The following is a 20,479-nucleotide window of genomic DNA, read 5'->3' as shown; positions in this document are numbered from 1 at the left end:
TTGGTCGGTGCGGGTTACGTTGCCGGTTTTTGGGAGGGCGTGAGGGTGCGTGTTCTGATCGCCGTTTTCGGGAGGGTGTGAGCGTGCGTGTTCTGATTGCCGATGATCAGGCGATGGTTCGTAACGGGCTGCGTCTCATCCTGGAAGACCAGCCCGATATCACCGTGGTGGCGGAGGCGGCGGACGGTGCCGAGGCCATCGCCCTGGCTCGGCGGTTGCGTCCCGACGTGTGCCTCATCGATATTCGGATGCCCCGCCTCGACGGTATCGAGGTCACTCGTGCCCTCGCCGGCTCCGACGTCGCCGACCCGCTCCGGGTGGTCATCGTGACGACTTTTGACCTGGACGAATACGTGTACGGGGCGCTGCGGGCGGGAGCCATCGGGTTCATCCTCAAGGATGCCGGCCCCGCGCTGCTGGTCGAAGCCGTCCGGGCCGCGGGCACCGGAGATGCCCTGATCTCCCCATCGATCACCGTACGGCTCCTCAAGCACCTCGCCCCCACCAAGACGCCGGCCGTCACCGATGCCGCGGCCCGGCTCTCCGAGCGAGAGACCGAGGTCGTCCGGGCCATCGCCCGGGGGCGTACCAACCAGGAGATCGCCACCGAACTCTTCATCTCCATGAGCACCGTCAAGGGTCACGTGGCCAGCGTCCAGACGAAGCTGGGCCTGCGCAACCGAGTGGAAGTCGCCGCCTGGGCATGGGAAAACCGGCTCGCCGAACCCACTAACGACCGAGACTCCCGCTAACGATCGAGACTCTCGCTAACGATCGGGGCTCCCGCTAACGATCGGGGCTCCCGGTAACGATCGGGACTCTCGCTACGACGGGGCTCCCGCTAACGACCGGGACTTTCGTCAACGACCGGGACTCTCGCTAACGACCGGGACTCCCGCTGACCGGCCGATGCGAGACTTCCCTGATCGGCCGATGCGAGACTTTCTGCCTGTCCGGCGAAGGCGTGGCATCGTCGTCGACTCCTGCCGCAACAGCACGACGTGGCGGCTGGACACCGCGGGCAGTCGGATCGTACGGGTCGAGTCGGCGAAGCCGTACTGGATGGCCCGCCGGAGTGCTACCGCCGCATCGATCGCCGTCGGCACCAGCCCGTCGATGCCGCTCACGCGGAAAGGTCTACCGCTCCGCTGCCGAAGCGCCGCCCCGGCTCAGCCCCACGGCCGGACCACCGAGCAGGGCGAACGGCACATCGCTGCCGATCCGCGCATCCAAATACACCGCCGGCGTCGTGAGGAGACGTCGCGGAGGACCAGCAGCGATACCGAAGTCGCGATCAAAGGCCCTGGCCCGCTTCGGGCGTACTGCCGGCCCGCGAGGAGAAGATCATGGCGATGCGCTCCGGCTCGTGCGACGGGCCGCGCGCACGATCTACGACGCCGCAGGTGGCGACTTGCGTCCGGTGTCGGTGTGCCCGCGGTAGACGGTTTCGATCACCAGGATGGGCGTCAGGCGGAGGCAGTACAGGCGCCACTGGACGAAGACGTCAACGCGGGTCGTCGGTCAGGGGAGGGTCTGGATGCGGGCGGTGGCGGTGGCGACGGCGACCGTCTTGCCGTCGGGGGCGGTGAGTTCGCCGGACAGGAAGCACACCTCTCTGCCCCGGTGGACGACGCGGCCGTGGCCGGTCAGGGGACCGGGGCGGGCCGGGCGCAGGAACTGGACGTGCAGGTCGAGGGTTGGCGCGAACCGGCCCTCCGGCAGGGTCGCGACCAGGGCCGGGCCCAGCGTGTCGTCCAGCATCGCGGCGAGGAAGCCGCCCTGGATCACGCCCGCCGGGTTGACGAACCGTTCGCTCGCCTCGAAGGCCACCTCGATCGTGCCGTGTTCCGGGTCCACCGCGACGAGTTGCCAGCCGAGTGTCTCGGCCGCGGGTGGAGGAGCCACCCGCCCCGCGAGAACGTCCCAGAACAGTCCTTGCCTTTCGTCGTGTTCTGTCACGCTTCCCATTTCACCAGCCCCCGCCGACATTCCCACGAGGGAACATCTGTCGCGGCGGGAAAGGCCGCGGGGTTTCTCACTCTGGTGCGGCCGGGTCGCGGGCGGGGAGAGATCTTTCAGAGCGGTGGGTCGCGGCGCGCCAGGATTCGGCGTTTTTCCCGTTCATCGGTGACGTCGAGCACGGTGAAGTCCTCCGGCAGCAGGGAGGCCGGCTCGCCCGGGGCCAGGCACCACGCGGCGGGCAGCGGGCGGTGCCGCCGGGCCTCCTCGGTGAACGCCTCCCACGCGAGCGCACCGCCCGGAAGCACCGCGGCGGCGGCCGGGCCGAAGAGTTCGCGGTCCCAGTAGCCGAAGCAGCGCACCGCCGCGTACGACGACCGGGGTGGACGCCATTCGAGCAGGTCGGCGTGGATAAGTGTGATCCGATCCTCGAGTCCCCGACGGCGTACTTCCGCGTCGAGACGCTCCAGGGCCACGTCGGAGACGTCCACCGCGGTCACCGCGCGCCCGGCCTCGGCCGCCGACAGCGGGTCGCCCGAGAGCCCACACGCCAGATCCAGTACCGGGCCGTCCGGCAGCGGCGGCGCCAGCGCGCGAGCGGCCAGGGGATGGACGGAAAACGACGGCGTCGTCCGCGCGGCGTACTTGGCGTTCCATCGAAGCCGGTCGGGTGAATTCACGCGCCGCACGTTACTCCGGCGCGATCGGTGGCCTGGACCGGAGGCGTATTTCAAAACGGTTTAACAACGATTTCAGCATTTCAGTAAAGATAGGCCTATCGTTCTGACATGACGCAATCGCCTGATCACCCCGAGGAACGAGCAGGCGCCGAAGGTGCCGCTCCGCCACACGATCCAGCCCCAGAGGCGACCTCCGCGGCACCCCCGCCCGCCGAACCGTACCCCGCCGCTCCGCCGATCTCCGAGCCGTACGGCCAAGCACCCCCGCCCGGAATCGCCGGGGAGCTCGCCGGCCGCTGGTCCCGCCTGTTCGCGGGGATCATCGACGGGATCGTCTACACCGTCATCGGCTGGATCATCGCGGCACCGATCGTCGGCGTCGGCGCGATGTACGACAACAAGCACCTCGGCCCCCGGCTGGCCGCGGACGGCATCACCGTGGTCATCGCGATCATCTATTTCACCTGGCAGCACGGCAAGTGGGGACAGACGCTCGGCAAGCGCGCCCTGGGCATCCGGCTCGTCCGGGCACAGGACGGCGGCCCGATCGGCTATGGCAAGGCCGCGTGGCGCGTGCTGTTCACCTACCTCATCACCTACGTGACGTGCGGGCTCGGCGGGCTACTCGACGACCTGTGGATCCTGTGGGATCCCCGCAAGCAGGCCCTGCACGACAAGGTCGTCAAGACATACGTGATCAAGGCCGAAGGCCCCGGCCCGTACGCCGACAACTGAGCGGGGCAACGCCACGCGCATGACGAGCCGCCCTCAGCGGTCCGGAACCGGTCACCGGTAGCGGAAACCGTCGAGGAAGCGTCGGAACACGCCGCCCTCACGCGGCAGCGGCTTGGCCGGTGGGGGCGTGACGTCGCGCTGCCGTGCCACCGGCTGGTCGTAGTCGGTGCGGGCGATGGCGTCGACGACCTGCTCCTCGGTGAAGTCCGCCGAACCCTCGATCTTCGGTACGAAGCCGACGAGCATCCCGTTGCGCATGACCTGGGCCTCCAGGCCGGCGGTGCCGTCGGTGTCCCACTCGGCCTCGCGGCCGCCGGGCAGCGACACGCGTACGCCGTACTGACCGACGCCGGCTCGCAGCAGATGGGCGTTGATGCCCCGATCGCGCAGCGCGTCCACGACCCGTCGTGCTCGGTTCTCCTCCATGCGCTCAAGGTAGCCGCCCAGGTGGGCGGCTGGCACGGTCGACAGCCCGAAGGAGACGGGGCCCTTGCCGCTCCGGGCAGGACGGCGCTCCAGGTGGAACGCCGCCCCGGAACGGGCCCGGAGGGACGGTGGCCTTGGGAGCGCGTCAGGCGGCGCGTTCGCCGTCGCGGCGGTGGGTGCGGATGAGATCGCCGTACCGGTGACCGCTGCCCTTGATGATCCGCTGCTGCGTCTCGTAGTCGACGTACACGAGCCCGAAGCGCTTGTCGTACCCGTACGCCCACTCGAAGTTGTCCAGTAGCGACCAGACGAAGTACCCGGCCACCGGTGCGCCGCGGCGTACCGCGCGGATGCAGGCGGCCAGGTGTTCCTCCAGGTACCGGATCCGCTCAGGGTCGTCGACCTGCCCGTCGGGGCCGACCACGTCGGGCCAGGCCGAGCCGTTCTCCGTCACGTGGATCCGCGACGCGCCGTAGTCCTCGGTCAGCCGCATGAGCAGCCGCTCCAGGCCCTCGTCGCGGATCTCCCAGTCCATCGCGGTACGGCGGACGTCCGGCCGGTGGACCTCGCGCGTGTACGGCGGTGGTCCGGACGGGTCGTCGGCGATGGTGGTGGGGAAGTAGTAGTTCAGCCCGAGCCAGTCGAGCGGCGCGGCGATGGTCTCCAGGTCGCCGGGGCGTTCGGGCAGGTCGACGCCGTAGACCTCGATCATGTCCGCCGGGAAGCCGCGGCCGTGTACCGGGTCGAGCCACCACCGGACCGAGTGTCCGTCGGCGCGGCGTGCCGCCGCGACGTCGGCGGGGGAGTCACTGGCCGGCTCGGCGTACCCCAGGTTGTTCACGATGCCGACCTCCGCGTGCGGCACGGCCGCGCGGATCGCCTGCGTGGCCAGGCCGTGGCCCAGGAGCAGGTGGTACGAGGCGGGCACCGCGACCCTGATGTCCGCCAGGCCGGGCGCCATCGTGCCCTCGAGATGGCCGATCCATGCCGAGCAGAGCGGCTCGTTCAGCGTCGTCCACGAGGTCACCCGGTCGCCGAGTGCGGAGGCGACGTGCGCGGTGTACGCGGCGAAGTGCTCGGCGGTGTCGCGGGCCGGCCAGCCGCCGCGGTCCTGGAGCACCTGCGGCAGGTCCCAGTGGTACAGCGTCGGGTAGGGCGTGATGCCGGCCTCGAGGAGCGCGTCGACGAGCCGGTCGTAGAAGGCGAGGCCGGCCGGGTTGACGGCGCCGTCGCCGTCGGGCACGACACGAGGCCAGGCGATGGAGAAGCGGTAGGCGTTCACGCCCAGCCGCTTCATGATCTCGATGTCCTCGGGCCAGCGGTGGTAGTGGTCACAGGCGACGTCGCCGTTGTCGTTCCCGTCGATCTTGCCGGGGGTGTGGGAGAACGTGTCCCAGATGGACGGCGATCGGCCGTCCTCCGCGACGGCACCCTCCACCTGGTACGCGGCGGTGGCCACGCCCCAGACGAAGTCGGCCGGGAGAGAGGTGAGGTCGTGCACGGACTGCCCTTCTGTGTCGATCACTTGACGGCCCCGGCGGTGAGGCCGGTGACGAGGTAGCGCTGAAGGAGCAGGAACCCGGCGACGACCGGCACGCTGACGACCAGCGAGGCGGCCATGACCTGGTTCCAGTAGACGTCGTACTGGGTCGAGTAGCCGCGGAGACCCACGGCGAGCGTGCGGGTGGTGTCGTTGGTCATGACCGAGGCGAACAGTACCTCGCTCCACGCCGTCATGAAGGCGTAGACGGCGACGGCGACGATGCCGGGGATGGCGGCCGGGATCACGACGCGGAACAGCGCGCCGAGCGGCCCGCACCCGTCGACCATCGCGGCCTCGTCCAGGCCGCGCGGGATCGACTCCATGTACCCGGCGAGCATCCAGATGGAGAACGGCAGGGAGAAGGTCAGGTAGGTGATGATCAGCCCGGCCCGCGAGCCGTACAGCGCGATGCCGGTGGCGTTCCCGATGTTGACGAAGATCAGGAACAGCGGCAGCAGGAAGAGGATGCCGGGGAACATCTGGGTGGACAGCACGGTGATCGTGAAGATCCGCTTGCCCTTGAACCGGTAGCGGCTCACCGCGTACGCCGCGAAGACCGCGATGAGCACCGACAGGCCCGTCGCCGCCGCGGAGACGATCGTGGAGTTCACGAAGTAGTGCGCGAGCGGCACGGTGTGCCAGATGTCGACGTACGGCCGGAGCGTGAGGTGGCCCGGGAACCAGCGGAACTTCTCGGTGACGTCCCGCAGCGGCTTCAGCGACGTGCTGATCATGACGTACACCGGCAGCGCGGCGAAGATCGCCATCAGGGTGAGTACGATCCGCCGGGTCCACACGAACGACATCGGCCGGGCGGTCGGCGACCGGTACGTGCTAGGCATTGCTCCTCCGGTTGCTCAGGGAGGTGACGGTCAGGTACGCCGCGGTCACCAGGAGCAGGAAGAGCAGCATCAGCACGGACATGGCCGAGCCGGAGCCGAAGTTCCAGGTGTGGAACGACGCCTGGTAGATGTGCACCGAGATCAGGTCGCCCGCCGGCGGCGCCGACTGGCCGAACAGCACGTACGGCACGTTGAAGTCGTTGAACGTCCACAGGAACAGCACCAGGACGAGCACGCGGTTGATCGGGCGCAGGGACGGCATGGTGATCCGCCGGATCTGCTGCCAGACGCCGGCGCCGTCGATCGCGGACGCCTCGTACAGCTCGTCGGGGATGTTCTGCAGGGCGGCCATGATCACCAGCAGCGCGAACGGCCAGTTGCGCCAGACCGAGACGACGACCACCGAGATGAAGCTGTTGTCGCCGATCAGCCAGAACGCCGGCTTGGCGGTCAGGTGCAGCTGGTCGTGCAGCACGTGGTTCACCAGGCCGTTGTCGTGCTGGAGCATGAACGCCCAGATGATGACCGAGGCGTAGACCGGCAGCGCGTACGGCGTCATGAACAGCGCGCGGAGGAAGCCCCGCCCGCGGAAGGTGTCCTGCATCAGGATCGCCCCCGTGATCCCGAGCAGCCAGGAGAACCCGACGGCGAGCACGGCGAACGCGCAGGTGATGAGGAAGGAGTGCAGCAGGGCACTGCCGACCGCGCCGTTGAAGTCGACGACGAGGCGATAGTTGTTCAAGCCCGCCCCGGGCGCCGCGCCCCAGTTACGGATGTAGAACTGGGTGAGCTCCTTGAAGCTCATCACGACGCCGACGACCATCGGCACGAGATGGATCAGCAGCTCCATCACGATGGCGGGCAGGACGAGCAGGTACGGAACGGCGCTCCGCCCGATCGAGTAGCTCCGCCGGGGTTTCTCGCGCCCCCGCGCCGGGCCGGAGCTGTCACTCCGGCCCGGCGCGGTCGCGCTCGTGGTTGCGGCCATGGACGACCTCAGCCCGCCATCTGCTGCTGGGCCTTCTCCAGGCGCTTGCGGACCGAGTCTTCGGTGACCGGGCGGCCGGCCGCGGCGTCGGCGAACAGGTCCTTCAGCGCGGGGCCGACCAGGTCCTCGAACTGCGACTCCTTCGCCACCTGGGGAAGGGCCACGGCGCTCTTGGCGAGGCCCTGACGCAGGACGGTCTGCTCGGGGTTGGCGAACTGCGGGTCCGACTGGGCGGAGGTCACCGGCGGGATCGAGCCGTACTTGCCGTTGAGGATCTTCTGCTCCTCATCGCTCGTCATGAACTTGACGAACTTCAGCGCGCCGTCGCGGTTCTGGGTGTTCTTGAAGACGGCGAGGTTGATGCCGGCGACCATCGTGTCGACCTGGGTGCCCTGGCCGGGGGCGCCGGACTGCACGGGCACCGGGGCCACGCCCCAGTCGGCGGCCTTCATGCCGCGCTGCGCGAGCTGGACGCCGGCGGCCTGCCAGAGCAGCATCGCGGCCTTGCCGGTGGCGAAGTCCTGCAGCGACTGGTTCTGGGCGTACTCGGCGTCGCCCGCCGCGGTGATCTTGTCGGCGGCCATGAAGTCGATGTACTGCTTGACGCCCGCGACCGCACCGGGAGAGGTGAAGGTCGGGTTGCCCGAGGCGTCGAAGAAGTCACCGCCGTGCTGCTTGGCGAAGATGTAGGCGTGGTGGATGTTCTCGGCGTTGTTCGCGCCCTCGACGGCCAGGCCGTACTTCCCGCCGTGGGTCAGCTTCTTGCCGTCGGAGACCAGCTCGGACCACGTGGCCGGCGGGTTCGCGATGCCGGCGTCCTTGAAGAGCTTCTTGTTGTAGTAGAGGCCGTAGGCGAGGGAGTAGAGGGGTACGGCGGCCGGAGGCTTGCCGGCGACGCCGGTCGAGCCGAGCGCGGAGGGCACGAACCGCTGCTTGCCCCCGATGGCGTTGAACGTCCCGTCGTCGAAGGGCAGCAGTGCGCCCGTGGCCTGCAGCGACGCGGACCAGGTGTTGCCGATGTTGAGGACGTCGGGGCCCTGGCCTGAGGAGGTGGCGGTCAGGATGCGGTTGAGCAGATCCGGCCAGCCGATCACCTCGAGCTTGACGTGGATCCCGGTCTGCTTCTCGAACTTCTGCAGCTCGGGGGTGAGCTTCTGCTTGTCGTCGTCGAGGTTCTTGCCCTGGTTGCTCGCCCAGTAGGTGAGCGTCTTGGGATTCTTGTTACCACCGTTTCCGGTGGCGGTGCCGCCACCGCAGGCGGTCAGGGCGGCGGAGGCGACGGTGATGGCTGCTATCGCAGCGGTGATCCGGGTCCTGCGCATGGTCAGTGGGCCCTCTCCGGAGGCAACTTCGGCGGGGAAGTTAATTTAGGTTATGAGTTAAGACGTGAGAGAAGATCCTCGTCAAGACTTTGGGGGCGGTAGGTTGCGTCATCGGGGAGGATGTCCGTGATGAGGGATCGGGAGAAACGGACGGTGCGCGACCTACGGCGCACGAACCGTTCCGCCGTGCTGCGCAAGCTCTACTTCGACGGGCCGCTCAGCCGGCAGGAACTGGCGCCGGCCACCGGGCTCAGCTCCGGTTCGATCAGCAACGTCGTCGCGGAGCTGACCGCCGACGGGCTGCTGGAGGAGGCGGGCTCGGTCGGTTCGGACGGGGGCCGCCCCCGCACTCTGCTGCGCGTCGCGCGGCGCAGCGCGTACCTGATCGGCGTCGACGTCGGCGAGACCCGGGTGGGCGTGGAGCTGTTCGACCTCGGGCTGACCGAGCTGGCCCGCGCCGAGAGGCCGCTCGCCGCGCACGGGTACGACGTCGACCGGGTCGTCGGGTTGATCAGCGACGCGGTGGCCGACGTGCTGCGCGACGCGGACGTCGCGCCCGAGTCGCTGCTCGGCGTCGGCGTGGGCGTTCCCGGCATCGTCGACCGCAGTTCGCCCGGCGGTGCGGTCGTGCACGGCCAGACGGTCGACTGGGACGGCGTGCCGCTCGAGTCGCTGCTGCGGGAGGCCGCCGCCCTGCCGCCGGAGGTGCCGCTGTTCATCGACAACGGCGCCAAGACCCTCGGACAGGCCGAGATGTGGTTCGGCGCGGGCCGGGGAGCGCGCCACGCGGTGATCGTGCTGATCGGCTCCGGCGTCGGCGCGTGCATCATCACCGACGGCGTCCTGTACGGCGGCGCGCACAGCAGCGCGGGCGAGTGGGGCCACACGACGATGCAGGTGCGCGGGCGCCCGTGCCGCTGCGGCGCGCGCGGCTGCCTGGAGGCGTACGCCGGCGCCGAGGCCGTGCTGGAGCGCTGGGCCGAGATCGGCGGCGACCCGGGAGAGGCCGACGAGGAGACCGCGCTCGCCGCGTTCCTCGCCTCCGCGGCGCCCGCCGACCCGGGCGAGGCGGACGAGAAGGCCGCCGCGTTGCTGGAGGAGACCGCCGAATACCTGGGCGCCGGCATCGCCGACCTGGTGAACCTCTTCAACCCCGAGCGGATCATCATCAGCGGGTGGGCCGGGCTCATGCTCGGCCGCCACGCCCTGCCCGCCGTGCGCGAGGCGGCCGCCGCGTACGCCCTGCGCCATCCGCTCGAACGCACCACGATCGAGCTGGGCCGGCTCGGCCCGGACGCGGTCACCGTGGGCGCCGCGACGCTGCCGCTCGCCGACTTCCTCAGCCGGGGCGGCCGCGGGCGCGAGTCGGCACCGGCCGCACGCTGACCCGGCTCGGAGAGATCATGGAAGGATCGTCCCATGACGACCGCTGACGACCCTTTCATCGCCGTGCCGGACGGGGCGCGGCACCGGGCGCTCGCCGAGCTGGCCGCGGCCGGCCCGGTGCACCGCATGAGGCTCGCCACCGGGGCGGACGCCTGGGTCGTGACCGGCCACGCCGAGGCGAAGGCCGTGCTGACCGACCCGCGGGTGGTCAAACAGGGCGCGTCCACCTCGCCGTACGGGGACGAGCTGCCGGCCGAGCTGACCTCGGCCCTGGACTCCCACATGCTGAACACCGACCCGCCCGAGCACACCCGGCTGCGGCGCCTGGTCTCGGCGGCCTTCACCCGGCGGCGGGTCGAGGCGCTGACGCCGCGTATCGAGCGGATCTGCGACGAACTGCTCGACGGCCTGGAGGAGACCCTGGAGGCGAAGGGCGAGGCCGACCTGATCACCGTGTTCGCCGCGCCGCTGGCCATCACGGTGATCTGCGAGCTGCTCGGGGTTCCGCCGGGGTCGCGGGAGGACGTGCGCGCGTGGGCCGGGCCGCTGCTGGCGGGCCGGTTCGCCGGGTACGAGGCCTACCGCCGCGCCTCGGAGGAGATGGTGGCGTTCCTGCGCGGGCTCCTGACGGACAAGCGCCGCGCGCCGGCGGACGACCTGCTGTCCGCGCTGGTCGCGGTCCGCGACGGCGACGACCGGCTGAGCGAGGACGAGCTGACCTCGATGGTCCACCTCCTCCTGCTCGCCGGGCACGAAACGACCGTGAACCTCATCGCCAACGGGATGAACGCCCTGTTCGCCGACCCCGTCCAGCTCGCGCTGCTGCGGGCCGAGCCGGAGCGGCTGCCCGCCGCGATCGAGGAGCTGCTGCGCTACGACTCTCCGGCGCAGGTGCCGATCCCGGCCATCACCGCCGAGCCGATCGAGGTGGCCGGGCGGCGGATCCCGGCGGGAGAGAACATCGTCGTCGCGCTGCTGGCGGTCAACCGCGACCCGGCGCGCTTCCCCGATCCCGGCGTGCTCGACCTGACCCGCGAGGCCGGCGGTCACCTGGCGTTCGGGCACGGTGTCCACCACTGCCTGGGTGCCCCGCTGGCGCGGCTGGAGGCCCGGATCGCACTGGGCGGGCTGCTGCGAAGGTTCGGCGACCTCACGCTCGCGGTGCCCGCGGAGTCGCTGGAGCGGCTGCCGTCACTGATCATCAACCGGCTGGCCACGCTGCCCGTGCGACGGGAGGGCTGATGGTGAACCGGGCCGGCCCGCGCCCAGCCATGGCGGGCACGGGCCGACCGGTTCTGGCCCATTGAAACACGGCGCCGTGATCAGGGGTAACTGGTGATGTCCACCGGAACCGTGTCGGTGCCCTGCGCGGCGGCACCGGTGCTGTTGATCACATGGTTGATGATGCCCTTGCCGCCGAGCGACACCGTGAGCAGGTCGTGGAACCGCACTCCGGAGTTGTTCGGCACCTCGAAGCCGTGCTCGTCGACGATCGAGGGATCGACGTCGAAGTTGCAGTAGCTGCCCAGCCCCCAGCCCTCATGGCTGGTGACGTTGTCGGCCACCTTGTAGGCGGCGTAGCCGCGGGTGCTCCCGTTCATGTAGGCGGCCTGGTTGGGCGGGTCGTACGGCAGTTCGTTCTGGAAGAAGATCGTCTTGCCGCCCTGGCCGTTCCAGACGACGTTGTACTTCTGGTAGTGCTCGACGAACAGGCCGTACGCCGTGACGTTCGCGCCGTTCACGATGAGGCCGGTGTCGGCGGTGTTGGTGGTCCACCCGACGCCGCTGCCGTGGTCGGCGCGCCAGGCCCAGATGTGGTCGATGATGGTGTTGGCGCTGTTCACGACGAGGCTGTTGGTCGCCTTGCCCGCCCCGGCGCCGCCGATGCGGAAGAAGACGTCCTGGATCGAGGTCGGGTCGCTCGCGTGGCTCGCCGACGAGCCGCTCGGGCCGACCTGGAGCAGCACCGGGGAGTTGGTCGTCCCGGCGTCGAACAGCAGCCCGGCGAGCTTCACGCCGTCGACGTCGGCGACCGACATGGGCGTCACGCCGCCGTCCGGCACGATCGTGGCGTACCCGAGGCCGAGCACGACGGTGTTCGCCCGCGTCACGTTGATCGTCTGGCTGACGTGGTACACGCCGGGCGTGAACAGCAGGTTCAGCCCCGAGTTCAACGCGGCGTTGATGGTGGCGGCGCTGTCACCGGGGTGGGCGACGTAGAACTGGCTCAGCGGGATCGAGGTGCCGGGGGTCGAGCCGCTCGCCCAGGTGGTGCCGCGCGAGTTCGTGCGCAGGCTCGGTACGAGCACGTTGTAGTTGCCGGCGCCGTCGACGTACAGGTAGGGCTTCTCCCGGGTCACCGGGCTGTTGGCCAGCACGGTGTACGGCGGGTTGGGGAAGCTCTGCGCGGGCGCGCCGACCACCCCGGAGAAGACCATGTTCCAGACCCCGTTGAGCCAGCCGCCGATCTGGCTGTCCCGGGTGAGCCACTGCTGCTGGGAGTACGGCTGGACGGTGCCGTCGATCTTGGAGTCGGCGATGTACCCGCCGCTGGCCCAGCCGTACCCGGTCGGGGCGAGGTTGAGGTCGCCGCGGACGTGCATGCGCCGGAACGGCGCCGCCTGCGCCACCGCCCAGCGGTCGTACCCGCCGGACGGGGTGATCGACAGGTTCTCCGCCGAGCGCCAGAAGTTCTGCGTGGCGTTGCCGTTGAACCAGCCCGCGTCGACGGTGACCCCGCCGTTGATGTTCACGTCGTCGACGTTCCGGCCCAGGCCGGCGATCGAGGTGTAGAAGCCGATGTTGGCGTTGACGTTGTAGCTGCCCGGCTTGAACAGCAGTGCGTACCGCTGCGAGCCGAACTGGTTGCTCTCCTGCTGGCTGAAGACCGAGTCGAGCTGGCTCTGGATGCTGCCGCTCGACATCGACGGGTCGAAGACCTTGACGTTCGGCCCGAGGTCACCGCCGCCGGTCGGCGGTGGCGTGGTGCCGCCGCCGGAGCCGTACACCTGGAACTCCCACAGCGAGTAGCCGTACTGGGTGTGCCGGGCGGTGCCGTACATGCGGACGTAGCGGCCGGTGCCGCTGACCGTCAGCGTCTGCGTGCCGCCGGTGCCGCTGGTCGTGGAGTAGACGGTGCTCCAGTTGGAGCCGTCCGACGACACCTGGATCTGGTACGCGGTGGCGTATGCGGTCTCCCAGTTGAGGACGACCCGGCTGACGGTGGCGGAGGCGCCGAGGTCGACCTGGAGCCACTGGGGATCGCTGAAGGCGCTGGACCAGCGGGTGCCGGTATCGCCGTCCACGGCGGCGGAGGCGGGGGTGCCGGCGTTCTCGGTGGAGGAGGCGGTGGCGGGTTTGCCCTGGGAGAGCAGCGTGTCCGCGGCGTGCGCGGGCCGGGGCGGTGCGACGAACACGACGGTGAGTGCGACGACCATGGCCCAGAGGACCGTGGCGACGCGGGGGAGGGACAGAGATCTCATGGATCGTCTCCTGAGGGGGAGTGGAGACCCGAGCGGCTCTGGCGGGGCCCTGGGTCTCCACACGGTCCGGGGCTTAATTCATGGCGTGATTAAACATGCGGAAAACAGGCCCGTCAAGAGATCAAACCGCTGGTGAATGGCTTCTTTATCGGCTTGATTAAAGCTCTGAAGTGGTTCTTCTCCCAGTCCCCGCTGCTGACCTGGCGGGTCAGTACTGCAGTTGGTCGCGGCGGCGGGTGAGGTAGGCGGTCTCGGCGGGGTTGCCCGCCAGTTCGATGGCTTTGTCGTAGGCCGTGCGTGACTGCCGGCTGTGGCCCAGCCGGCGCAGTAGGTCGGCGCGGGTGGCGTGGTAGGCGTGATAGCCGGTCAACGCCTCGGCGAGGCGGTCGACGATGGCCAGTGCCACGTCCGGGCCGTCGAGCTCGGCGACCGCGATGGCCCGGTTGAGGGCGATGATCGGCGAGGGGTCGAGGCGGACGAGCTGGTCGTAGAGGGCGAGGATCTGTGACCAGTCGGTGTCGCGCATGTCGCGGGCGGAGGTGTGCACGGCGTTGATCGCGGCGAGGATCTGGTAGCGGCCCGGAGCGAGTCCGGCGGCGGCAGCGGCGAGGCGCTCGCGCACCAGCCGGTGACCCTCGGCGATCAGCGTCGTGTCCCAGGCGCCGCGGTCCTGCTCGGCCAGGGGGACCAGTTCGCCGCCGGCCGAGACCCGGGCGGGGCGGCGGGCCTCGATGAGGAGCATCAGCGCCAGCAGCCCGGCCACCTCACCGTCGTCCGGCAGGAGGGCACGGATCAGGCGAGTGAGCCGGATCGCCTCGGCGGTCAGGTCGTGACGTACCGAGTCGGTGTCGGGGCCGGTGGCCAGGTAACCCTCGTTGAAGACGAGAAAGAGCACGGCGAGCACGCCGGACACGCGTGCCGGCAGATCCTCCACGGACGGCACCCGGTACGGGATGCGGGCCGCCTTGATCTTGGCCTTCGCGCGGGTGATCCGCCGCTCCATGGCGGTCTCCTGCACCAGGTAGGCGCGGGCGATCTCGGGCACGGTCAGACCGCCGACCATGCGCAGCGTCAGCGCGACGCGGGTCTGCATCGCCAGCGCCGGGTGACAGCAGGTGAAGATCAGCCGGAGCCGGTCGTCGTCGATGGCGCCGACAGGCGAAGGCGGGTCGTCGTCGTACACCAGCCGAGCCTCCTTGTGCTTGTCGTCGCGCTTGTTCTCGCGGCGGATCCGGTCGATGGCCTTGCGGCCCGCGGTGGTGGTCAGCCAGCCGCCGGGATTGGGCGGTACGCCGTCGGCCGGCCACCGCTCGACGGCGGTCGCGAACGCCTCGGCCGCCGCCTCCTCGGCGATGTCGAGGTCGCCGAAACGCCTGGTCAGGGAGGCGACCACCCGGGCCCACTCCTCGTGGTGGGCCCGGGTGATCGCCTCGCGGACGTCGACTTCGTTCACAGGAACGGCCGCACCTCGATCTTCCGATCGCAGACCTTCGACGCCTCGGCGGCGAGCTTGAGCGCCACATCCAGATCGGGGGCCTCCCACACCCAGACGCCGGCGAGGTACTCCTTGGACTCCACGAAAGGCCCGTCGCTGAACACCGCCTGCTCGCCCCGGTTGTCGATGACCGTGGCCGCGTCGGTGTCCGCGAGTCCGCCCGCGAAAACCCAGTGGCCCTCGGCGATCAGTCGTTCGTTGAAAGCGCTGATGGCAGGCTGCCTGTCCGTGCTGCCGGGATTGCTCTTGTCATCGATCACGGAAACCAGGTACTGCATGAAGATCATCTCCTGTTGTGTCAAGACAGCGTGGTTCGGTGGTCAGGGACGTCAAGACGTTGGCGCGTACCGCGGGCGCCCGGCCGGCCGGTAGACCTGGATCGTCACGCCCTTGGAGTCGACGCGCGACTCGACCAGGTCGAGTGCGAGATCCGGGCCCTCGTCGGGGAACAACCGCGCGCCCTGGCCGACGACCACCGGGATGGTGATCAGGGTCATCTCGTCGACCAGATCGTTCTCCAGCAGCCACCGGGCCAGGGTGCCACTGCCGTGTACCTGCAGCTCACCCCCTGGCTTGGCCTTCAGCTTCCGGACCGCGGCCGCCACGTCTCCGGACAGGACGGTCGTGTCCCCCCACGCCGGATCGGTGAGCGTGGTCGACGCCACGTATTTGGGCCGTGTGTTCAACGCTTCCACGACGGACTCCCAGCCGGGGACATCCTGGACGGTGAGGGTCCCCCACGACCCGGCGAACAGTTCGTAGGTCCGACGGCCGAACAGGAACGCCTCGGCGCGCCGGTAGGTCTGATTGATGAACGCGTGGGTCTCGTCGTCGCCCTTCCCCAGGGCCCATCCGCCGCGCTCGAATCCGTTCCTGCGGTCCTCATCCGACGCGCCGCCGTTTCCCTGCACCACTCCGTCGATGGTGACCTGAGTCACGGTCGTCAGCTTCATGTCGCGATTCCTCTGCCTTGGCGCCGCCCCTTGTGGACGGTCTCACCCCTGCTACGAACACCACCGCCTCGATCCGACACCGTCTCCCCGGATTTCTCATGTCACGTTCTCACCGGTTGAGTTGTCTTGAGGGCATGAGGAAGACCTTTCTTGTGACCGGCGGCACCGGGCGGCTCGGCGCGCTCGTGGTCGGCCGGCTCCGGCAGGCCGGACACGAGGTCCGCGTCGTCAGCCGGCGTACCGGGCCCCGGCTGTTCACCGTGGACTGGAAGACCGGCGCGGGGCTCACGGCCGCGCTCGACGGGGCGGATGTCGTGGTGCACTGCGCGTCCGCGCCCGGAAGCGTCGACATGGACCGTAGGCTGGTCAAGGCCGCGGCCGACGCCCATGTGTCGCATCTGCTGTACATCTCGATCGTCGGCGTGGACCGGAATCCGCTCCGGTACTACCGGACCAAGCTGACCGCGGAACGGATCGTGGAGCAGTCGGGTGTTCCGTACACGATCCTGCGCGCCACTCAGTTCCACGACCTGATCCGCATGCTGCTCGCGACGCTCGCGCGGATCCCGCTGATGCCGGTGCCGGACCTGAGCTTCCAGCCGGTGGACGTGTCCGAGGTGGCCGACCGGTTCGCCGACCTCGCCATGGCCGAACCCGCCGGGCGCGTGGCCGACATGGGCGGCCCGCAGGTCCTGCGGCTCACGGACATGGCCAGGGCGTACCTGGAGGCGACCGGACGCCGTCGCCCGATCGTGCCGTTCCGGTTGCCCGGCAAGGTCTTCGGCGCCTTCCGGGCCGGCTACCACCGGGCGCCCGACCACGCCGACGGCCGGATCACCTTCGCCGACCATCTGGCGACACACTCGGACGAGCGGACCGCTTCGGATCGAGGGCGGCGATGAGGACGTGGACGAGGGCACTCGTTGTCGTGCTCGCCTTGCTGACGGCCACGCTCGGCGCGTGGGCCGGCTTCGCGCCGGAGTCCTTCTACCGGCACGGGCCCGTGCCCTTCGTGGACACGGGATGGGTGGCGACGCTGCCGCCGTACAACGAACACCTGGTGCGCGACTACGGCTTCATGAACCTCGGGATGACCGTGGTCTTCGTGGTCGCCGCGATCAGGTTGACTCCGACGTTGGTCCGCACCGGCACCGCCGCGCTGTTCGTGTTCGCCGTACCGCACGCGGTGTTTCACAGCCTCCATCTGGATCACATGAGTGACGCTGACGCGGCGGCTCAGACGATCCTCGTCGCGGTGCTGACCGTTGTTCTCCCCGTGGTCGTGTTCCTGATGGCCGGTGGGCTCGAGCGCGCGGAGACCAAAGTGTGATGCCGGGCGGGAGCTGTTCACGAACGGCCCTTCTCAGACTAAGGTTAGGCTTACCTTACTTAGGGAGGCTGGATGTCCGCCACCGATCACCCCGCGGCGCCCATCGTGGAACCGACCCCCGCCGAGCTGGTCCGTTCCGTGCTCGCCGCGGCCCGGTCCCTGACCCTGACGACCGAGGCGCACCGCGTCGACCTCGTCGGCCTGCACTCGCTGGAGACCCCCGGCCGCCTGCTGCTCAACGTGCCGGCCGAGAGTCACGTGGGCGCGGAGATCGTCCGGGCGCCGGGTGGTGACCTGGCGGCCTCGCTGGAGTTCACCGACGTCGCGCCGGTTTCGGTGCCCGACCGGGTCCGTGCCCGGGTGCTGCTGGGCGGTCGGCTGAGCGTCGACCGTCCGGGCGCGAGCGCGGAGGCGCTGTGCTTCGCGACGGCGACCGCCGAGCTCCGGCACGAGGGACGGCGGTACGAGCCGACGATGGACGAGCTGGCCGCCGCCGAGCCGGACCCGCTCGCCGCGACCGAGGCGGAGCTGCTCATCCACCTCGCCGACGCCCACGGGGACGCCGTCGAGCTGCTGGCCCAGCTGGTCGACCGCCGGTTCCTGCTCGGCGTGACCCGCGTGGACCCGCTGCGGCTCGACCGCTACGGCGTCGTCCTGCGCCTGCGCCGGGCGGGCGGCCACCGCGACGTGCGCCTGCCGTTCCCCACCCCGCTGCGCAACCCGGCCCACGCCGTGCTGCAGATGCGTGCCCTGCTGGCCCAGGGCCAGGCCTGCGCTCGTCGCTCACGGCGCTGACGATTCGACCGGCGTCGAAATGATTCGCGGCTACGGTCTCGGCCCATGGAGACTCCCGTGGCCGCTGCCGCCGAACACCAGGTCATCACGCCGAGCATCCTGTACTTCGGGACGCCCGTCGTGCTGCTCAGCACCGAGAACGAGGACGGTACGGCCAACCTCGCGCCGATGTCGTCGGCCTGGGCGCTCGGCCAGACGGTGGTCCTCGGCCTCGGCGTGCACGGCCAGAGCGCGCGCAACCTGCGCGCGCGTCCCGAGCTCGTGATCAACCTGCCGGCGCCCGAACACTGGCCGGCCGTCGAACGGCTGGCGCCGCTGACCGGACACGACCCCGTTCCCGCGCACAAGCAGGGCACGTTCCGGTACGAGCCGGCCAAGTTCGAGGCCGCCGGGCTGCGTCCGCTGCCCGCCGACCTGGTCCGGCCGGCGCGCGTCGCCGAGTGCCCGATCCAGCTGGAGGCCCGCGCCGCCGATGTACGGACCGACACCGCGGGCGCGTTCATCATCGTGGAGGCGACCGTCCTGCGGGTCCACGCCGACCCCCGGCTCGTCGTGCCGGGCACCCAGCACGTCGACCCGGCGCGGTGGAGCCCGCTGATCTACAACTTCCGTCACTACTTCGGCCTCGGCCCCGAACTGGGCCGCAGCTTCCGCAGCGAGACGCGCACCGTGCGGTGACCGCCCACGCGTGCCGCGCGGGCGCGGCTCAGCCGACGATGGCCTGGTAGACCAGCTGCCTCAGCTGAGTGCGGATCGGGTGGGCGTTCGAGGGCAGCAGCTGGGTCAAGAAGACCACCGTCAGCTCCTCGGCCGGGTCGACCCAGAACGCCGTGCTCGCCGCGCCGCCCCAGTTGTACTCGCCCTTCGACGTCAGCGACTTCGTCCTCGCCGCGTCCTCCACGACGGCGAAGCCCAGGCCGAAGCCGATGCCCGCGTAGGAGACCTCCGCGAACACCGGGCGGCCGAACTCCTCCAGGTCGGCGCCGCCCGGCAGGTGGTTGCGCGTCATGTACGCCACCGTGCGCGGGCTCAGCAGCCGTACGCCGTCCAGCTCGCCGCCGCGCAGCAGCATCTGGCAGAACCGGTGGTAGTCGGCCGCGCCGGAGATCAGGCCTCCGCCGCCCGACAGCGCACGCGGCGGCCGGAAGGCGCTGTCGCCCATGTCGAGCAGCGTGGCGCGGCCGTCGGGGCCCGCGTAGTACAGCGATGCCATCCGCTCCGCGTCGTCCGCGCCGACGTGGAAACCGGTGTCGGTCATGCCCAGCGGACCGAAGATCCGCTCGGCCAGGAAGCGGTCCAGCGGCTGCCCGGACACCACCTCGACCAGCCGCCCGAGAACGTCGGTCGCCATGGAGTAGTTCCACTGCGAGCCGGGCTCGAAGAGCAGGGGGAGCCCGGCCAGCCGGTCGACGGCGCCGGCCAGGTCGAGGCCGCGCGGCGTCGTACGGTCGAAGCCGGCCGCGCGGTACAGCTCGTCGACCACGCTGACGTGCTGGAACCCGTACACGAGCCCGGACGTGTGGCTGAGCAGGTGCCAGACGCGGATCGGCTCGGCCGCGGGACGGGTGATGGGGGCCTCCGCCGTGCCCTTCTCGTACACCCGCATGTCGGTGAAGGCCGGGAGGAAGCGGCTGATCGGATCGGTCAGCTCGAAGGCGCCCTCCTCGTACAGCATCATCGCCGCGACCGAGGTGATCGGCTTCGACATCGAGTAGATGCGGAAGAGAGTGTCGGTCTCGACCGGCGTGCCGGAGGCCAGGTCGCGCGCGCCGTACGTCGACAGGTGGGCGATCTCGCCACGGCGGCTGACCAGGGTCAGCCAGCCCGGCAGGCGCCCGTCGTCGACGTACGGGGCGAAGTGGGAGTCGATGCGGCGCAGCCGCCCCGCATCGAGGCCGACATCCGCAGGATCGCACGTGACCTTCAACTCGCCGCCCATCGGTCCCTCCGTGATCGCGGAAGCGTATTTTTAGAACGTCATTCTAGTGTAGGGGTGCGCGCAAGGAGAGGTAGCATGGCTGCGCATTGATGGGGAGTAAGTGCGGATAACGAGGTTATGCGGTGGCGGCTGGAAGCATTGTGCGGTTCGACGAGGTTCGCGGATACGGATTCATCGCGCCGGAAGGCGGCGGCGAGGACGTTTTCGTACATGCCAACGACCTCATGGCGGACAAGTCACTGTTCAAGGTCGGATCCAGGGTCGAGTTCGACATCTCCGAGGGCGACCGGGGGCTCAAGGCGTCCACCGTGCGCCTCGTGAGGCAGTCCGCCCCGCCGCCGGCCCGGCGCGGGGACCTCTCCGACGCCGACGAGCTGTGCGACGTGTTGTCGGCGGGCGAGTTCACCCAGGACGTCACCGAAGTGCTCCTCCGCGTGCCCAGCCTCACCGGCGAGCAGATCCTCCAGCTGCGCAGGCACCTGCTGGAGCTGGCCCGCGACCGCGGCTGGGTCGACTCCTGACCACACGCCGCCCCCCGGCGGACCACTGACGAACGCCGGGTTCCGAGCGCCCTGACGGCGGCGTGTCGCGTAAGGCGGCGGCT

21 protein-coding genes are annotated in these 20,479 nt (G+C 70.0%); 9 read left to right on the top strand and 12 right to left on the bottom strand.

Annotated features, from left to right (window positions below; genetic code table 11):
- Positions 1-77: 77 nt before the first annotated feature.
- On the top strand, positions 78-752 hold the full coding sequence (locus tag ABEA10_RS48275; RefSeq protein WP_345475442.1) for a response regulator: 675 nt from the start codon (positions 78-80) through the stop codon (positions 750-752).
- Positions 753-1,521: 769 nt separating this feature from the next.
- Here the strand turns inward: ABEA10_RS48275 and ABEA10_RS48270 are convergent.
- Both ABEA10_RS48270 and ABEA10_RS48265 read right to left on the bottom strand, forming a co-directional pair.
- Positions 1,522-1,959, bottom strand: coding sequence for a PaaI family thioesterase (locus ABEA10_RS48270; RefSeq protein WP_345475441.1), 438 nt, complete (start codon positions 1,957-1,959; stop codon positions 1,522-1,524).
- A 116-nt stretch (positions 1,960-2,075) separates the two neighbouring features.
- Positions 2,076-2,639, bottom strand: a complete 564-nt coding sequence (locus tag ABEA10_RS48265) for a methyltransferase domain-containing protein (protein ID WP_345475440.1) — start codon at positions 2,637-2,639, stop codon at positions 2,076-2,078.
- 108 nt (positions 2,640-2,747) lie between these two features.
- Here ABEA10_RS48265 and ABEA10_RS48260 point away from each other — a divergent pair, with 108 nt between their 5' ends.
- A complete protein-coding gene (locus ABEA10_RS48260) occupies positions 2,748-3,374 on the top strand; it encodes an RDD family protein (RefSeq protein WP_345475439.1) in 627 nt (208 codons plus the stop codon).
- A 51-nt stretch (positions 3,375-3,425) separates the two neighbouring features.
- Here the strand turns inward: ABEA10_RS48260 and ABEA10_RS48255 are convergent, their stop codons facing one another.
- The 5 genes from ABEA10_RS48255 to ABEA10_RS48235 form a co-directional block, all read right to left on the bottom strand.
- Positions 3,426-3,800: a hypothetical protein gene (locus ABEA10_RS48255; RefSeq protein WP_329253907.1), complete on the bottom strand. Its 375-nt coding sequence runs from the start codon at positions 3,798-3,800 to the stop codon at positions 3,426-3,428.
- A gap of 145 nt (positions 3,801-3,945) precedes the next feature.
- Complete coding sequence (locus ABEA10_RS48250; RefSeq protein ID WP_345475438.1) at positions 3,946-5,325, bottom strand: GH1 family beta-glucosidase; 1,380 nt, start codon at positions 5,323-5,325, stop codon at positions 3,946-3,948.
- Complete coding sequence (locus ABEA10_RS48245) at positions 5,322-6,185, bottom strand: carbohydrate ABC transporter permease (RefSeq protein ID WP_329253913.1); 864 nt, start codon at positions 6,183-6,185, stop codon at positions 5,322-5,324. Before ABEA10_RS48245 ends, ABEA10_RS48250 begins: the two co-directional genes overlap by 4 nt.
- Positions 6,178-7,173 (bottom strand): carbohydrate ABC transporter permease, encoded by a 996-nt coding sequence (locus tag ABEA10_RS48240; RefSeq protein WP_345475437.1) that lies wholly within the window; start codon positions 7,171-7,173, stop codon positions 6,178-6,180. Before ABEA10_RS48240 ends, ABEA10_RS48245 begins: the two co-directional genes overlap by 8 nt.
- An 8-nt stretch (positions 7,174-7,181) precedes the next feature.
- A complete protein-coding gene (locus ABEA10_RS48235) occupies positions 7,182-8,495 on the bottom strand; it encodes an ABC transporter substrate-binding protein (protein ID WP_345475436.1) in 1,314 nt (437 codons plus the stop codon).
- 129 nt (positions 8,496-8,624) lie between these two features.
- Here ABEA10_RS48235 and ABEA10_RS48230 point away from each other — a divergent pair, with 129 nt between their 5' ends.
- Together ABEA10_RS48230 and ABEA10_RS48225 are read left to right on the top strand one after the other, a co-directional pair.
- Positions 8,625-9,881, top strand: coding sequence for an ROK family transcriptional regulator (locus tag ABEA10_RS48230; protein WP_345475435.1), 1,257 nt, complete (start codon positions 8,625-8,627; stop codon positions 9,879-9,881).
- Positions 9,882-9,914: 33 nt separating this feature from the next.
- The gene (locus ABEA10_RS48225) at positions 9,915-11,123 is read left to right on the top strand and encodes a cytochrome P450 family protein (protein ID WP_345475434.1); all 1,209 of its coding nucleotides are present in this window, start codon (positions 9,915-9,917) and stop codon (positions 11,121-11,123) included.
- An 80-nt stretch (positions 11,124-11,203) separates the two neighbouring features.
- On the opposite strand, the gene ABEA10_RS48220 is transcribed toward ABEA10_RS48225, so the two are convergent.
- From ABEA10_RS48220 to ABEA10_RS48205, 4 genes are all read right to left on the bottom strand, one after another.
- Positions 11,204-13,363: a discoidin domain-containing protein gene (locus tag ABEA10_RS48220; protein WP_345475433.1), complete on the bottom strand. Its 2,160-nt coding sequence runs from the start codon at positions 13,361-13,363 to the stop codon at positions 11,204-11,206.
- A 208-nt stretch (positions 13,364-13,571) separates the two neighbouring features.
- The gene (locus tag ABEA10_RS48215) at positions 13,572-14,816 is read right to left on the bottom strand and encodes an RNA polymerase sigma factor (RefSeq protein WP_345475432.1); all 1,245 of its coding nucleotides are present in this window, start codon (positions 14,814-14,816) and stop codon (positions 13,572-13,574) included.
- Positions 14,813-15,145 carry a YciI family protein gene (locus tag ABEA10_RS48210; RefSeq protein ID WP_345475431.1) on the bottom strand — a complete coding sequence of 111 codons (333 nt, stop codon included), beginning with the start codon at positions 15,143-15,145 and terminating at the stop codon, positions 14,813-14,815. The genes ABEA10_RS48215 and ABEA10_RS48210 overlap by 4 nt, the downstream gene beginning before the upstream one ends.
- Positions 15,146-15,187: 42 nt before the next feature.
- A complete protein-coding gene (locus ABEA10_RS48205) occupies positions 15,188-15,811 on the bottom strand; it encodes a dihydrofolate reductase family protein (RefSeq protein WP_345475430.1) in 624 nt (207 codons plus the stop codon).
- A 134-nt stretch (positions 15,812-15,945) separates the two neighbouring features.
- Between ABEA10_RS48205 and ABEA10_RS48200 the strand changes: the two genes are divergently transcribed.
- From ABEA10_RS48200 to ABEA10_RS48185, 4 genes are all read left to right on the top strand, one after another.
- Entirely contained in the window at positions 15,946-16,713 is a 768-nt protein-coding gene (locus ABEA10_RS48200) for an SDR family oxidoreductase (protein WP_345475429.1), read from the top strand.
- A gap of 26 nt (positions 16,714-16,739) precedes the next feature.
- Positions 16,740-17,141, top strand: a complete 402-nt coding sequence (locus ABEA10_RS48195) for a hypothetical protein (protein WP_345475428.1) — start codon at positions 16,740-16,742, stop codon at positions 17,139-17,141.
- A gap of 72 nt (positions 17,142-17,213) precedes the next feature.
- Positions 17,214-17,936, top strand: coding sequence for a DUF2470 domain-containing protein (locus tag ABEA10_RS48190; protein ID WP_345475427.1), 723 nt, complete (start codon positions 17,214-17,216; stop codon positions 17,934-17,936).
- Between the two features lie 45 nt (positions 17,937-17,981).
- Positions 17,982-18,614: a flavin reductase family protein gene (locus ABEA10_RS48185; protein WP_345475426.1), complete on the top strand. Its 633-nt coding sequence runs from the start codon at positions 17,982-17,984 to the stop codon at positions 18,612-18,614.
- Positions 18,615-18,642: 28 nt separating this feature from the next.
- Here the strand turns inward: ABEA10_RS48185 and ABEA10_RS48180 are convergent, their stop codons facing one another.
- Positions 18,643-19,875, bottom strand: coding sequence for a serine hydrolase domain-containing protein (locus ABEA10_RS48180; protein ID WP_345475425.1), 1,233 nt, complete (start codon positions 19,873-19,875; stop codon positions 18,643-18,645).
- 122 nt (positions 19,876-19,997) lie between these two features.
- Here ABEA10_RS48180 and ABEA10_RS48175 point away from each other — a divergent pair, with 122 nt between their 5' ends.
- Positions 19,998-20,396 carry a cold-shock protein gene (locus tag ABEA10_RS48175; protein WP_345475424.1) on the top strand — a complete coding sequence of 133 codons (399 nt, stop codon included), beginning with the start codon at positions 19,998-20,000 and terminating at the stop codon, positions 20,394-20,396.
- Positions 20,397-20,479: the final 83 nt, after the last annotated feature.

It is taken from the genome of Actinoallomurus oryzae (assembly GCF_039541955.1).
Taxonomy (GTDB): Bacteria; Actinomycetota; Actinomycetes; order Streptosporangiales; family Streptosporangiaceae; genus Actinoallomurus; species Actinoallomurus oryzae.
The sequence above is the reverse complement of the archived record's forward strand: the minus strand, read 5'-3'. Positions and strand labels throughout refer to the sequence as shown.